Source organism: Streptomyces sp. NPDC021224, from assembly GCF_044332905.1.
Lineage (GTDB): Bacteria > Actinomycetota > Actinomycetes > Streptomycetales > Streptomycetaceae > Actinacidiphila.
Window position 1 is genome coordinate 172218 of the sequence record NZ_JBIRPW010000007.1, and the last position, 14366, is coordinate 186583.

Sequence of the window (14366 nt, forward strand, 5' to 3'; positions counted from 1 at the left end):
TTACTCCCCGGCCTCGGGGCGCCCGCGGCCTCGCGGCATCGCGAGCGGCGCCGGAACCGGGTACGGGCGCGGCCGGTGGCTTCGGTGTGCGGGAACCGGTCACGGTGCCCCCGTTCCGGCGGCGAGTTCCTGGGCCGCCTCGTCGTCCGTCAGGCGTGCGATCTCCGCGACGAGTTCGGCCTCGACGGCGCGGGCGAGCGACTCGACGGTGGGCTGTTCGAACAGCAGGCGGACGGGCAGGTCGAGGCCGACGGCCGCGCGCAGGCGGCCGATCGCCCGCACCGCGAGCAGGGAGTGGCCGCCGAGGGCGAAGAAGTCGTCGAGGGCGCCGACGCGTCCGGCTGTCAGCAGTTCGGCGAAGACCTCGGCGACCAGCCGTTCGGCGTCGGTGCGCGGCGGGCGGAAGGTGCCGGGGGCGGGGCCCGGTGCCGGAGCGGGCAGCGCGGCGAGGTCGATCTTGCCGTTGGCGGTGAGCGGCAGCTCGGGCAGGACGGTGACGGCGCCGGGGACCAGCAGCGCGGGCAGCCGTTCGGCGGCGTGGGCGCGTACCTCCTGCGGTGTGGCGGCGCCGGTGACGTAGGCGACCAGCAGCTGGCCGGCCACGGTGACGGCGGCCTGGCCCACTGCCGGGTGGGCGGTCAGCACGGCCTCGACCTCGCCGGGTTCGACGCGCACGCCGCGCACCTTGAGCTGGCGGTCGAGTCGGCCGAGGAATTCGAGCACGGGCGCGTCGGTGTGCCAGCGGACGCGGTCGCCGGTGCGGTACATGCGGCCGCCGCCGCGCGGGTCGGGGACGAAGCGTTCGGCGGTGAGGTCGGGGCGGCCGAGGTAGCCGTCGGCGAGGCCGCCGCCGGCCAGGTGCAGCTCGCCCGCGGCGCCGCGCGGCACCAGCCGCCCCGAGGCGTCCAGCACGTACGCGCGTACCCCGGCGACGGGGCGGCCGATCGGCGGGCGGCGGACGGCGTCGGCGGCGGTCAGGTCGGTCGCGGTGGCGATGACCGCGGCCTCGGTCGGGCCGTAGGTGTTGACGAGCCGGACCCGGTCGCCGTGCCGCTCGCGCCAGCGGGCGACCGCGGAGGCGTCGGCCTGTTCGCCGCCGAGGATCACCAGCCGCAGCGCCTCGGGCCAGGCCGGGTCGAGGTCGAGCAGCGCGTGCCAGTAGGCCGTCGGAAGGTCCAGCACGGTGATGCGGGGGTCGGCGGCGAGCACGTCGGGCAGGGTGCGGGTGCCGCCGGGCAACAGCACCAGGGTGGCGCCCGCGGCGAGGGAGGGCCAGATCTCCTCGGCGTGGGTGTCGAAGCCGAGGTCGGCGAACTGCACGACGCGGTCGGCGCCGGTCAGCGCGTACGCCCCGGCCATCCAGGCAACGCGTTCGCGCAGTGCGGCGCGCCCGACCAGGACGGGCTTGGGCGTGCCGGTGGAGCCGGAGGTGAACAGCACGTAGCCCGGCTCGTCCGGCACCCGCACCGGGTCTGGCGTTCCGGGCCCGACGCCGTCGGCGGTCAGGACCGCGGCCACCGCGGACCGCGCGGTCATGGCGTCCCGGCGGCGCTCGGGCAGTGCGGGGTCGAGGGGGACGTACCCGGCTCCGGCCCGCCAGACCGCGAGCAGCGCGGCGATCTGCCCGGGGCCGCGCGGCAGGCTCACCCCCACCAGGTGTCCGGGGCGGACGCCTGCCGCGCGCAGGTCCCCGGCGAGTGCCCCGGCGCGCTCCCACAGATCCCGGTAGGTGACCTCGACCGGGCCGCTGCGGACGGCGACCGCGTCGGGCGTCGCGACGACGGCCGCCGCCACCGCGTCGAGCAGCGGCGGGCCGCAGTCGGGGTCCGGGCCGGTGCCGAGCGCGATCAGCTCGGCCTCGGCGTCGGCGCCGACCAGCGGCAGGTCCCGTACGGGGGTGTCCAGTCCGGTCAGGACGGCGCGCAGCACGGCGGCGAAGCGGTCGGCGAACCGCTCGGCGGTGTCCGGGGTGAAGACGTCGGCGCCGGCGGTGAGCAGCACGTCCATGCGGTCCTGCCCGGCGCGGGCGTTGATCGCGGTCGGGGTGACGAAGACGTCCATGGCGATGTCGGTGAGGGTGTGCCGCGGCCCGTCGCCGTATCCCTCGGCGGTGACGCCGGGGAAGCCCTCGGCTCCGTCGAAGCCGGTCGCGGAGACGTCCATCGTGGAGTGCAGGGTGAAGACGGCCTGGAAGAACGGGTTGCGGCCCGGGTCGCGGGCCGGGCCCAGGCCCGCGACCAGCTCCTCGAAGGGGACCTCCTGGTGGGTGAAGGCGCCCATGCACGCGGTCCGGGTGCGACGGACCAGGTCGCGCACGGTGACCTCGCCGGACAGGTCGGCGCGCAGCACCAGCATCCGCACGAAGTAGCCGAAGACCGACTCGGCGGCGACGTCGTCCCGCCCGGCGACCGGGGTGGCCACGCACAGGTCGTCCTGCCCGGTGAGCCCGCCGAGCATCAGCTGGTAGGCGGTCATCAGCACCATGAAGGGCGTGCAGCGCAGCTCGCGGGCGACACGCTGCACCTCCTCCCAGGTGCCGTCGTCGTAGGAGCGCAGCACCGCGACTCCGGCCGAGGTGCGGCGGGCCGGGCGGGGCCGGTCCAGCGGGAGTTCCAGCACGGGCGGCCGCGCCAGGGCCTTGCGCCAGAAGGCGAGCGACGCCTCGCCCGGGGGCCGCTGGGCGCGGGCGTGGTCGAGGTAGCGCAGGCCCGGCGGGGCGGGGGCGGTGCCGCGGTAGGCGTCGGCGGTCTGCCGGTAGAGCAGGTTGAGCGACCAGCCGTCGCCGACGATGTGGTGCGTGACGACGCACAGCACGTGGTCGCCGGGGCCCGCCGTCAGCAGCCCGATCCTGACCAGGTGGCCTTCGGCCAGGTCGAACGGCCGCCGGATCAGCTCCTCGACGGCCGCCCGCAGCTCCTCCTCCCCGGCGGTGACGGCGCGGTGCACGGGGGTGGTGCGCGGCGGCAGCACCTCCTGCGCGGGCTCGCCGTCGCGGTCGGTGAAGCGGGTGCGCAGGCTCTCGTGCCCGGCGACGACGGTGTCGAGCGCGCGGACCAGCCGGTCGGTGTCGAGGTCGCCGCGCAGCCGTACGGCGGCGGAGATGTTGTACGCGGCGTCGTCCGGGTCGAGCCGGTCGAGGAACCACAGCCTGCGCTGCGCGGCGGTCAGCGGGCCGCGGTCGGCGGCGGGGACTTCCCCCGAGGACGTCACGGGCACCTCCCGCCCCGCGGCCACGGGCGGTTCGCGGTCAGGCGCGGACATACGCGGCTCGCACAGTGGCGCTGGTGGCGCTGTCGGTGCCGTCGCCGAGCAGGCGGCCGAGCAGGGCGGCCAGCGCGGGGTCGGCCCAGTCCCCGGCCACCGCCACGGCGCCCAGCTCGGGGAAGCGCCGCAGGTAGTCGGGGTCGTGGACGGTGGGGACGGCCACGACGGGGCAGCCCGCGGCGCGTGCGGCGGCGGCCCCGGTCGCGGAGTCCTCGAAGACGAGCTGGCGGTCGGGCGCGACGCCCAGCAGCCGGGCGGTCGCCAGGTAGACGTCCGGTGCGGGCTTCAGCCGCGGTACGTCCCCGGCGGCGACGACCCGGGTCTCGCCGAACAGCTCCAGCAGACCGGCCCGGCGCAGGACGGCCAGCGCGGTGTCCCGCTCGGTCGCGGTGCCGACGGCGAGCGGCACGCCCCGGGTACGAAGCCCCTCCAGGACGGTGCGGACCCCGGCGCGCGGCACGATCTGCGGGACGCGGCCCACGAGCGCGTCGAAGGCCGGGTGCTTGGCCGCGAGGATCCCGGCGGCGGTGGCGCCCGACGGGGAGAGGGCCGCGATCTCGGCCGCGACCAGCGGGTCGGGGCCGCCGACGAGGTGCGGCAGCCGGTGCGGTGCCTCCTCGCGGGTGAGGGTGACGCCCGCCTGCCGGGCGGCGGCGAGCCAGGCGTCGTGGTGGCAGCGCTCCAGGTCGACGAGCGTGCCGTCGAGGTCGAAGGCGACGGCGGCCACGGGAGCCGGGACCGGGGCGGTCATCGGGCGTCCTTCCGCGGGGCGAGGGCGAGGACGGCGGTCTCGTCGTCCTCGTGGCGGATCCGGGCCTCGTAGCGGGGGCCGAGCATCGACACGAGGTAGCCGAGGTCGTCGATCAGGCCGATGCCGTCCGCCGGGTCGCGGCGGACGTGCTTGGAGCGGACGAGCAGCGCGGTGCGCGCGACGCGCAGGCTGTCCATGACCAGCGCGGACAGGTCGATAGGGGTGAGCATGCGCCACAGGTCGAGGTGCACGGCGGCGTCGAAGGCGCCGTCCGGGTAGTGGGTGCGCACCCCGAACAGGTGCGGGTTGCCGGGGCCGAAGGGGGCGCCGTGGTCGACGGTGGTGGCGCGGCCGGTGGCGGCGGCCGCCGCGAGGTCGAAGCCGATCCACAGGCTGCTCGCGGAGTCCGGCAGGCCGAGCGCCTTGGCGACGCGGTCGGCGGGGACCCGGCCGGGGTGGTCGCGCAGGAACTCCCGGCAGTCCTCGTAGTAGGGCAGCGTGCGGGCGACCCGGCGGTGGTTGTCCGAGGGGTGGGTGAAGAACTCGATGTCGTAGTGGCGGTACTTGTCGACGAGGAAGGGCAGCACGGGTTTGGTCCGCTCCCACTCCGTCGTCCAGTCCCGGAAGTGCGGGGCGTGGTGGCAGACGGCGGCGGGCTCGTACCGGAAGCGGCTGCTGTCGCGGCCGAAGTGCCGGTAGAGGCGGTAGGTGAAGTCGGTGTCCTCGTAGCCCCACTGCACGAAGGACTCGTCGAACCCGCCGACGGCCTCGTAGAGGTCGCGCGGCAGCGAGAGGTTGTGGGTGAAGCCGAACATCCAGCCGGTGCGCCGGTAGACGTCGAAGGCGGCCGGGTCGGTCTGCGGCAGGTCGCGGTGGTCGCCCTCCATCGGCAGCAGGGTGTCGTCGGAGGGCAGCGTGCCCGCCGCCAGCGCGGCGAAGGTTCCCCAGCTGGGCTCGGTGCGGCGGCCGTAGACCACCTCGGGGCCGGTGTCGCCGGGCTGCCGCAAGTGCCGTGCGACGAGGTCGGGGGAGGCGATCGAGTCGGCGTCCATGAGCAGCAGCCGGTCGCCGCGGGCCGCCGCGGCGCCGGTGTTGCGGGCCGCCGACCGGCCGCGGTTGACCTCGTGGCGGACGCGGCGCACGTCGAGGGCGGCCTCGTGGCGGCGGACCACGGCGCCGACGTCCTGCACCGAGGCGTCGTCGGCCACCACCACCTCGAAGAGGTCCCGGTCCGCGGTCTGGCGGGCCAGCGCCCCGAGGGTCAGCTCCAGGCAGTCGACCTGGTTGTAGGTCGGGATGACGATGGACAGCACGTTCAGGCCCCCGGGGATGCGTCGGTGGTTGGCGTCGGGCCGGCGGCCGCGGGCGGGTCGCCCGGACGGCCGCTGCCCTGGAGGACGACCGGCACGCGCTCCCACGCGGCGCGGGATTCCGGCCGGGCGGGGGCGTCGCGGCACAGCACGTAGTGGTGCGGCGCCAGGGTCAGGGCTCCGTCGAGCCGGTCGAGCACGGCGGCGTGCACCTGTTCCGGTGTGGTCGGCCCTTCGGTCGCGAGGTAGCCGACCAGCCGTACGCCGCCGCCCCCGCCGGCAACCGGTCCCGCGGCGGGGACCGGTTCGGTGAGGACCCGGGCGGCGGACGTGCCCGGCAGCGCGGCGAGCAGGGCCTCCACCGCCTGCGGGGAGATCCGGCAGTGGTCGGCGACGGCGGCGTCGGCGGGCTGCCGGAGCGGGGTGACGCCGGTCAGCCGCGCGACCCGGCCCAGGTCCAGGTCGCCGGCCTCGAACAGCTCGGTGAGGACGGTCTCCAGCCCGGCCAGCAGCGCCCGCGCGGTCGCTGCGTCCAGGTACCGGCTGTCGGTGAACAGCTCGACGACCGCCCGCGAGCGCAGCGCCTTGACGTGGAAGTAGATCTTCAGCTGCTCCTCGTCGCGCCCTTCGAGGTCGGTCAGCACGGTGTCGGCGGCCAGCTCCCGCAGCTCCGCGGCGCTGCGGGCCGCGGGCGGGAGCGCCGGGCCCGCCTCGGGGGCGATGTTCACCGTGCTCAGCGTCCCGAGGGCGGCCCCGCGCCGGATCCGCTCGGCCGCCGTCAGCCGTGCGACCTCGCGCGGGTCGCTGTTGCCCCGCAGGTACGCCAGCGACGACGCCCGGTGCGCGGCCCGTACCGTAGCGGCCAGCGAGCCCGCGTCCACCGGCAGCAGCACCGGCGCGACCTGGTAGTAGGTGCCCACCGAGGCGGCGTCCGCGGGCGTGAAGCGGTTGCCGGTGGCGAGCGCGAGCGGGACGGTCCGGGTGCCGGTGCGTACGGCGAGGACCGCCGCGAGCGCGCCCAGCAACGCCGCGGACGGGCTGACCCGCAGCCGTCCGGCGACGGCCTGTGCGGCGGCGGCCAGCGCGACCGACCGCAGGCCGACGCCGGGGAAGAGCGGGCTCTCCCCGGGCTCGGGCAGGTTGGGGAAGACGGTCTGCGGCGCGGTCTCCAGCGCCCGCCGCCAGTAGGCGAGGGAGGCCTCGCCCGCCCGGCGGCCGGGTTCGGAGGCCTCGTACGCGGCCCTGGCCCGGGACTGGACGCCGGGCGGCGGCGTCCGCTCCGTCTCCCCGCCGCGCAGCAGCGCGAGGAAGTCCGCGCGCAGCGCGGTCAGGCCCCACGCGTCGGCCGCGAGGTGCGAGACGACGAGCACGACCTGGCGCGGCCTGCCGCCCGCGGTGACCACGCTCGCCCGCAGCGGCCACTCCCGCGCGTGCCGGAAGGGCTCGTGCCACAGCCGGTCCTCGTCCTGCTCCGCGGTCCGGCGGACCCGGCCGGGGGTGGTCCCGGTGAACTCGACGGTCAGTGCGCCGTGCCCGTCGCACTCCTGCCGGGGCTCGCCGTCCGGGCCGGTGGGGAAGCGGGTGCGCAGCACCTCGTGGCGGCGGACGAGGGCGTGCAGGGCGCCGAGCACCCGCTCGCGGGTCGCGTCCGGCGGCAGGTGCACGCGCAGCCGCAGGCTGATGAAGTGGTTGTGCGGGGCGAGGGCCGCCAGGATGTCCCACACGAACCGCTGGCCCCACGTCAGTTCCGCGGTCCCGCCGTCGAGACCGGTGAACTCCAGCGCGACCGGCTCGCGTACGTCGGCCGCGGCCTCGGGCGCCGCCGTGCCGCCGGTCACGGCGCGTCCGGGGCCGGGGCGGCGGCCGCGCGCCGGAAGAGCAGGAACCAGTCGCCGACGCCGACCAGTTCGCGGACGTCCGGATCGGCGATGGTCTGCTCGCGGGCGGCGAGGACGTAGCCGTGGCGTTCGAGGACCGGGGTGAAGTCGGTGCGCAGGTAGTCGTTCTCCAGGCTGAGCAGCTTGTCGCCCTCGTTGGGCACGATCATCAGCGCGGGTACGTCCAGCCCGGCGAGCAGCGCGATCCACGCCTCGATCGCGGACAGCGGCATCTCGGAGAAGCTGTGGATGTTGACGGCCAGGTCGGGCCGCTCCCCCGCCAGCCTGTCCGCCGTCTCGTCCAGCGGGATCACGGTCGCCTTGGTCACCTGGCGGTACCGCAGGTACTGCTCGCTGAGGAAGGTCGACTCGGGGATCGCGTCGACGCACAGGTAGCGGGCCAGGCCCGGGACGCACTCCGACATCCGGTGGGCGAGGCGGCCGTAGCCCGCGCCGATGTCGAGGACGGTGAAGTCCTCACGGGACAGCAGGTCCCAGTGCCGGTCGAGGAAGTACATCTCGTTGACGGAGTCGAGCAGGTCGCGGCTCGCCGTCGGCAGGCCCTGGAAGCCGAACGTCCAGCAGCCGAACGCGCCGTCCTCACGGGTGCGGTCCAGCAGTTTGTGGGTGTCCTGGCGGCTGATGTACTGGGTGAGCAGGAAGTACTTCAGCCGGGCGTTGTCGCCGACCTGGCGCAGCTGCCAGACGTAGGCGTTGTCGCCGCGGAAGAACTTCAGGTCGAGGTCGCGCAGCCGGCGGCTGCGGCGCCAGAAGCTGCCGGGGCGGTAGGGCGAGTCCAGCCGGCGGTAGCGCGCCCGCAACTGCTCCAGCTCCGGGTTGCGGTCGTCCAGGACGGCCGCCAGCTCGGCGGGCGGCGGTGTGGAGCCGTCGTGCCGGCCGTGTCCGGCGTGGATCCGGAAGCTGGTCAGCTCGGTCGAGGTGCGGGTGAGGGTCAGCCCGAACAGGCCGACGAGCCAGCGGACGGTGAGGAAGACCCGGGAGGTGAAGCGGCTCATCGCGTCACCCCCCGTCCGCGGTGGCGGCGGCGGCCGGGACGCGGCAGGCCTCGCCGCCGCCCAGGACCCGGACGGCCATGTGGCCGAGGGAGACGTGCAGGTCCTCGGTGAGGCCGTAGTCCGCCTGGCCGACGACGACATGGCGGTCGGCCAGCGCCGCGACCTCGCCGGGCGCGCCGAGCGCGGCCAGCACCGTCATCCCCAGCTCACGGGCGGTCCTCGCGGCCCGCACCAGGTTGGGCGAGCGGCCGCTGACGCTCAGCAGCAGCAGGACGTCGCCGGGCCGGGCCCAGGACGGGAGCTGCCGGGAGAAGATCTCGTCGTAGGAGTAGTCGTTGGCGATCGCCGTGACCCGGGCGATGTTCTCGGTCAGGGCCACCGCCTGCCGCTCCGGGCCGCAGCCCTGCGCGGCCGCGGCCAGGTCGGAGGCGATGTGGAGCGCGGCCGTGCTGCTGCCGCCGTTCCCTGCGACCAGCACCCGGCGGCCCTCGCGCAGCGCGGCCACGAGGTGTTCCAGGACGTCGGCCATGGCCGCGACCTCGATCTGCGCGAGCGCCAGCGTGAGGTCGTCGATGTACTGCTTGACCGCCGCCGCGGCCCCCGCGGACGCGGACGGCGCGCGGCCGTCGGCGTCGGTGGTGATCTTCATGGGAGCGCTCCCATCGGCATGTCAAACCCCCGTCGACACATCTCAGACACCGAAGAATCGGGATCTTGTCAGGGGATGTGGCGGGCCGTCAACCACCTTTGCGTATACGGTTTTTAGACATCCTTGACCCCGCGTGCGACGCGTAGCACGCCGCCGCGCCGCCGCCCGCGCGCCCGCGGGCAGGACCGGCGCCGGACGGGCGCCGGGAGCCGGTACGAAAGGGATCCGGCCAGTTCCCCGGCCCGTCACCGCAGGCACGGCGTGCCGCTGCGCCCCGCATCTCCGGACGGACAGCGGCACTCCGGCCGTCCCGCACCGGCCGCGTCGTACGCACCCGTCCCGACACCGTTGTCCACGATTTCGGCCAGGTGTCGAACAGCCGCTCCGCACGGGCCGCACCCGGCCGGGCGGAGACGGGCGGGGAAGCCGGTCGTCCTCCGCCGGAGCGCCGGGGGGCGCGGGGCTGCGGTGCGCGGTCGGACGCGCACACAGCGCGAAGGGACGGCCGTCACAGCGTTCGGCGGCGTCCGGCGGGTACGCGTACCGGGTGCCGCCGGGCGGCGGCACCGCGGGGGCCGGCACGGAGGCGACACGGAGGCGACAGGAGTTGGGCATGGAAGGCGCGCTGCGACCGGTTCTGGTGGTGGGGACGGCCCTGGCGGTGACGATCGCCGTGGGCTACGCGGTCGACAGAGCGCTGCGCGCGGTGGACGCGCGGCACCCCGAGACTCCCCTGTGGCACCTGCTGCGCCGCTGCCGTCTCCCGCTCCAGGTGATCATCTGTGCGGCGATCCTGCGCGGCGGCTACCGCGCGGCGCACGTGGTGCACGGGCGGCATCTGCCGGCCACCGGCGAGGTGCTCACGCTGACGCTCATCGCGGCCACGGCGTGGCTGACGGTCCGGGTCGCGACGGCGGTGACCGACTCGGCGTACGCGCGCTACGCGGCCGTCTCCCGGGACGTGGCCAAGATCAGCCGGCTGCGTACCCAGTCGACACTCATCCAGCGGGTCTTCACCGCGACGGTGGGTGTGATCGCGGCGGCCTCGATGCTGTTCACCTTCCCGGCGATGCGCACGCTGGGGGCCTCGATGCTGGCCTCCGCGGGCATCATCGGCATCGTCGCGGGCGTCGCCGCCCAGTCCACGCTGGGCAACCTCTTCGCGGGGCTGCAGATCGCCTTCGGCGACATGGTGCGGATCGGCGACAACGTCGTGGTGGACGGCGAGTGGGGGACGGTCGAGGAGATCACCCTGACCTACCTCATCGTCCGCACCTGGGACGAGCGGCGCATCACGATGCCGGTGTCCTACTTCACGGGGCGGCCGTTCGAGAACTGGACGCGCGGCGACCCGCGGATGACCGGCACGGTCCTGCTGCACGTCGACCACGCCACACCGGTCGACGCCATGCGCAAGCGGCTGCACGAGATCCTGGAGCAGGCCCCCGAGTGGGACCACCGGGCCTGGAACCTGGTGGTGATCGACACCACCCCGACGACCCTCCAACTGCGCGCCCTGCTCACCGCGAAGGACGCCGGCGACCTGTTCGACCTGCGCTGCGTGGTGCGCGAGGGGCTGGTCGCCTGGCTGCGGGACGAGCACCCGTACGCGCTGCCCCGGGTCAGCACGGCGGACGCGCCGGGTGCGCCGATGAAGGACTGACGGGCGGTCGCGCGCGAGGGCGGTCCTTCCGCGGACGCCGGGAACACGGCGGCGGCGGGCGGATGCGGGCCCGATTGGTCTAGTCCTTGTGCCGTCCGGCCTCTTGACGTGCCCCCTCGCCCGCCGCTACCCCTTGTCGCAGCCGCCGCGGCGTGGCGCACGGGTACGGGCACGGCCGCGGCCGTATCCCCCCGCCCCCTGGAGGCACCCGTCATGCCCCTCCCCCCACGCCGGTCCGCCCGCGCCGCCGCGACAGCGGCCGCGGCCGTCCTCGTCACCGCGGCGGCGGCGCTCGCCGTGCTGCCCGGCGCGGCGTCCGCGGACGACACGCCCGGCCTGCTGGCCAACGGCGGCTTCGAGACCGGCACCGCCGCGGGCTGGACGTGCTCCGGTCAGTCGGCCGTCACCGCGAACGCCCCGCACTCCGGCACGTACGCGCTGCTGTCCACGCCCACCGGCTCCGACATCGCGGCCTGCTCGCAGGCCGTCGCCGTCCGGCCCGGCGGCCGATACACGCTGAGCGTGTGGGTCAAGGGCCCGTACGCGCAGATCTCGGTGTCCGGGACCGGGGTCTCCCGGTCCACCTGGACCGCGGCGACGGCCTGGACACCGCTCTCGCTGGACGTCACCGCGGCGGCCGCGACGAGCGCGCTCACCGTCACCGTCAGCGGCTGGTACGGTACCGGCGCGGTCTCCGCCGACGACGCCGTGCTCAGCGGCCCGGACACCGGGAGCACCACGGCGCCCACGACCACCCCGCCGACCACCGCGCCGACGCCCCTTCCGCCCACCACCGCACCCCCGACCACCGCCGCACCCACCACCGGCGCCCCCACGAGCCCGGCCGGGCAGCTCGTGCAGGTGACCGACAGCAAGTCGCTCAAGGCGGCGCTCGCCGCGGCGCAGCCCGGCCAGACGATCTCCCTCGCGGACGGCACCTACACCGGCAACTTCAAGATCACCGCCGCGGGCACCGCGGCCGCGCCCATCGTCCTGACCGGCTCCCGGGGCGCCGTCCTGACCACGTCCAGCGGCGGCGGCAACGTCGTCCAGCTCACCTCCTCCCCGTACTGGACGATCCGCGGCGTCACCCTGACCCACGCCCAGAAGGGCATCATGATCGACTCCTCCGACCATGTCACCGTGGACGGGGTCGAGGTGTACGGCACGACGATGGAGGGCGTGCACTTCCGCACCTCCAGCAGCTACGGCGTGGTGCAGAACTCCTTCGTCCACGACACCGGCACCTCGGGCAACGGCATGGGCGAGGGCGTCTACGTCGGAACGGCCAACACCCTGACCGACACCAGCGACCACGTGCGGATCAGCGACAACGTCATCGGCCCGAACATCGGCGGCGAGAACATCGACATCAAGGAGGGCACCACCGGCGGCGTGATCTCCGGCAACACCTTCGACGGCAGCGGCCTGACCGGCGCGAATTACGACGACTCATGGGTGGACGTCAAGGGCAACGGCTACACGGTGACCGGCAACCGGGGCAGCCGCACCACCAACGACGGCTACCAGACGCACAGCCAGTTCGACGGCTGGGGCTGCGGCACCGTCTTCCGCGGCAACGCCTCGGACCTGACCGGCGCGACCGGCCCGGACCGCTACGCCATCCACGTGACGAACTACGACGCGGCCTCCTGCCCCGTCACCGTCGCCGCCGACAACACCGTGACCGGCGGCAACGGCCTGGTCAACCCCGGTATCCCGGTGGGCTGACGGGCGGTCGCGCCACCTGCCCCCGCCCGGCGGCGGGGGCGACGCGCAGGGCGGCAGAAGGTGGCCGGCCGCGAGCGGCTGCGCTTCCTCAACGTCTCCCGCATCCGCGGCGTCGAGCCGGGCGACGGCGGCCTCGACGTCACGGTGGAGTACCTGCCGACCGGTGAGTGGCAGGTGCTGGCGGCCGACGTGCTCGTCCTCGCCACCGGCTTCCGCCCCCGCGACCTGACGGCGCTGCTCGGTGAGGCCGCCAAGCTCTGCCTGCGCACCGACGGGGACGCCGTCCGGATCGGCCGGGACCACCGGGTCGCGACGCTGCCGGAGGTCAGCGCGGGCATCTACCTCCAGGGCGGCACCGAGCACAGCCACGGCCTGACCAGCACGCTGCTGTCGACCGTGGCGGTGCGGGCGGAGGAGATCCACCGCTCGGTGCCGGCCGGCACCGGGGCCGTCTGACCCGTTCCGGCGCGCCCCGCCGCCGGGCGGGGCGCGCCGGTCCAGCGGTACGTCAGCCGGCCGCGTTCAGCAGGTCCAGGACGCTCTGCTGGCAGCCGTAGTCGCTACTGCCCGCGCCTCCGGCCCAGTGCGGGCCGTACTGGTCGAGGGCGTTGCGGTCGTGGGCGTAGGCGGAGTCGGCCCAGGTGTTCAGCACACCGCTGTAGGGGCGGCCGGACAGCGCCGTGTTCAGCTTGCCCAGGCCCCGTACGTAGGCGCCCTTGAAGCTGGGGCCGTCGCCGGTGCAGGAGTCGCCCTCGCCGGGCTCGCGCAGCACCCCGTTCTGCGCGAGCCGTACGGTGGAGGCGTCGGCGAGGGTGCGGGCGGTGGTCAGCAGCCCGGTGTCACCGGTGGCGCGAGACAGTTCGGTGAGCCCGCCGAGGATCACCCCCTGGTTGTACGTCCAGGTGGTCTGGCCGTTGTTGGCGCACGCGCCCGTGAGGCCGTCGTTGATCATGTGGTCGCCGTTGATCATCCCGCTGCCCTGGAACCACGCCCACTCCGCCCGCGCCCGCCCCAGGTAGGCGGTGTCGCCCGCGATGCGGTTGTGCAGGGCCGCGGTGAGCTGGAGGTACAGCTCGTTGGTGACGGCGTTCTTGTACGACCGGGCCTGGCTCCACCACACACCGCCGCCGCAGGTGCCGTCCCAGTAGGCGGTCATGTGGTCGGCGTCGGCGCGGGCGGTGGCCAGGTAGCGGCTGTCGCCCGTCAGGTCGTAGGCGTCGACCCAGGCCAGTCCCCACCAGCCGGTGTCGTCCAGGTAGTCGTTGGTGAAGTTGCCCTGCTGGGCGCCGAGGTTGGCGTCGTACGTCTCGGAGACCGCGTAGCGGTAGCTGGGCATGCCGGAGACCCGGACGTTGTCGATGATCGCGGTCAGCGCGTTCGCGCCGGTCCACCAGCCGTTGCCGCCGAAGAGCTTGGTGCCGCGGTCGAACGACGCCATCAGCGCGGTCGCGGCGGCCGTCCGGCGGTCCCAGGCGTTCCAGGTGGTGCGCGCCCACTGCGTGCAGGCGATGTCGGGGCGGTCGCCGGCCTTGCCGCAGGCGCGCAGCGCGCCGACGCCCTCGGTGTTCCAGTCGTCGACGTTGTACATGAGGGTGCGCCAGCCGCGCTGCCCGGTGGGCGTGGTGGTGTCGCCGAGCTTGCTGCCCGAGCTCCAGGTGCGCCCGCCGTCGAAGGAGCGGTCCAGCCACACCTCGTCGCCGGGGTTGCCGTTGTCGACGGACGCCCAGCCCATCGCGTCGGCGTCGTCGAAGTGCAGGGTGAGGGTGCGGGAGAAGATGCTCGCGGTGACCGGCTGCCGGTCCTGGGTGCTCAGTGCGGGGTCGCGGGCGTCGCAGTAGGCGTTGCAGACGGTGGCCGCCGCCGCGGCCGCCGTACCGGTGGGGGCGGACGCGGCGGGCGGGCTCGCCGCGTGGACGCCGGAGGCGCCGAGCAGCAGCGCGGCGAGCGCCGCCGTCAGGGCGGTCAGCGGGGACCGCAGGAGGTGCAGACGCATGATGACCTTTCAGGTCTGGTCGACGGTGGGGTCCGCCGCGGGGCTCCGCCGGTCGGACAACGTTGTCGACAGGGAGGGGGATCCTGAAAGCAACAGATGCCACCAGAAGCGA

Annotated in this window: 9 protein-coding genes and 2 pseudogenes; 4 read left to right on the forward strand and 7 right to left on the reverse strand. The window is 75.1% G+C overall.

The window, feature by feature from the left end; genetic code table 11:
* Positions 1–99 precede the first annotated feature (99 nt).
* From ACH4PY_RS19510 to ACH4PY_RS19535, 6 genes are read right to left on the reverse strand one after another with little or no spacing between them, the layout of a single operon-like run.
* The gene (locus tag ACH4PY_RS19510; protein ID WP_398183896.1) at positions 100–3261 is read right to left on the reverse strand and encodes a condensation domain-containing protein; all 3162 of its coding nucleotides are present in this window, start codon (positions 3259–3261) and stop codon (positions 100–102) included.
* On the reverse strand, positions 3248–4015 hold the full coding sequence (locus ACH4PY_RS19515) for an HAD family hydrolase (RefSeq protein ID WP_398183899.1): 768 nt from the start codon (positions 4013–4015) through the stop codon (positions 3248–3250). Before ACH4PY_RS19515 ends, ACH4PY_RS19510 begins: the two co-directional genes overlap by 14 nt.
* The gene (locus ACH4PY_RS19520) at positions 4012–5328 is read right to left on the reverse strand and encodes a glycosyltransferase (RefSeq protein ID WP_398183902.1); all 1317 of its coding nucleotides are present in this window, start codon (positions 5326–5328) and stop codon (positions 4012–4014) included. The genes ACH4PY_RS19515 and ACH4PY_RS19520 overlap by 4 nt, the downstream gene beginning before the upstream one ends.
* A gap of 2 nt (positions 5329–5330) precedes the next feature.
* Positions 5331–7163, reverse strand: a complete 1833-nt coding sequence (locus ACH4PY_RS19525; protein ID WP_398183905.1) for a condensation domain-containing protein — start codon at positions 7161–7163, stop codon at positions 5331–5333.
* Positions 7160–8218 (reverse strand): putative sugar O-methyltransferase, encoded by a 1059-nt coding sequence (locus tag ACH4PY_RS19530; RefSeq protein WP_398183908.1) that lies wholly within the window; start codon positions 8216–8218, stop codon positions 7160–7162. The genes ACH4PY_RS19525 and ACH4PY_RS19530 overlap by 4 nt, the downstream gene beginning before the upstream one ends.
* Positions 8219–8222: 4 nt before the next feature.
* The gene (locus ACH4PY_RS19535; RefSeq protein WP_398183911.1) at positions 8223–8867 is read right to left on the reverse strand and encodes an SIS domain-containing protein; all 645 of its coding nucleotides are present in this window, start codon (positions 8865–8867) and stop codon (positions 8223–8225) included.
* Between the two features lie 613 nt (positions 8868–9480).
* Between ACH4PY_RS19535 and ACH4PY_RS19540 the strand changes: the two genes are divergently transcribed.
* From ACH4PY_RS19540 to ACH4PY_RS19555, 4 genes and pseudogenes are all read left to right on the forward strand, one after another.
* Complete coding sequence (locus ACH4PY_RS19540; protein WP_398183914.1) at positions 9481–10530, forward strand: mechanosensitive ion channel family protein; 1050 nt, start codon at positions 9481–9483, stop codon at positions 10528–10530.
* 213 nt (positions 10531–10743) lie between these two features.
* A pseudogene (locus tag ACH4PY_RS19545) lies at positions 10744–11136 on the forward strand (carbohydrate binding domain-containing protein); the annotation flags it as partial.
* Between the two features lie 102 nt (positions 11137–11238).
* On the forward strand, positions 11239–12261 hold the full coding sequence (locus ACH4PY_RS19550) for a NosD domain-containing protein (RefSeq protein ID WP_398184649.1): 1023 nt from the start codon (positions 11239–11241) through the stop codon (positions 12259–12261).
* Positions 12262–12306: 45 nt separating this feature from the next.
* Positions 12307–12717 (forward strand): annotated as a pseudogene (locus ACH4PY_RS19555) (L-lysine 6-monooxygenase); the annotation flags it as partial.
* 52 nt (positions 12718–12769) lie between these two features.
* On the opposite strand, the gene ACH4PY_RS19560 reads toward ACH4PY_RS19555, so the two are convergent.
* Positions 12770–14254, reverse strand: a complete 1485-nt coding sequence (locus tag ACH4PY_RS19560) for a glycoside hydrolase family 76 protein (RefSeq protein ID WP_398183918.1) — start codon at positions 14252–14254, stop codon at positions 12770–12772.
* Positions 14255–14366: the final 112 nt, after the last annotated feature.

Excerpts from the sequence above, each read along its gene's own strand:
- ACH4PY_RS19530 (WP_398183908.1), bottom strand. The coding sequence starts at position 8,218 with ATGAGCCGCTTCACCTCCCGGGTCTTCCTCACCGTCCGCTGGCTCGTC.
- ACH4PY_RS19540 (WP_398183914.1), top strand. The coding sequence starts at position 9,481 with ATGGAAGGCGCGCTGCGACCGGTTCTGGTGGTGGGGACGGCCCTGGCG.
- ACH4PY_RS19515 (WP_398183899.1), bottom strand. The coding sequence starts at position 4,015 with ATGACCGCCCCGGTCCCGGCTCCCGTGGCCGCCGTCGCCTTCGACCTC.
- ACH4PY_RS19535 (WP_398183911.1), bottom strand. The coding sequence starts at position 8,867 with ATGAAGATCACCACCGACGCCGACGGCCGCGCGCCGTCCGCGTCCGCG.
- ACH4PY_RS19560 (WP_398183918.1), bottom strand. The coding sequence starts at position 14,254 with ATGCGTCTGCACCTCCTGCGGTCCCCGCTGACCGCCCTGACGGCGGCG.
- ACH4PY_RS19510 (WP_398183896.1), bottom strand. The coding sequence starts at position 3,261 with ATGTCCGCGCCTGACCGCGAACCGCCCGTGGCCGCGGGGCGGGAGGTG.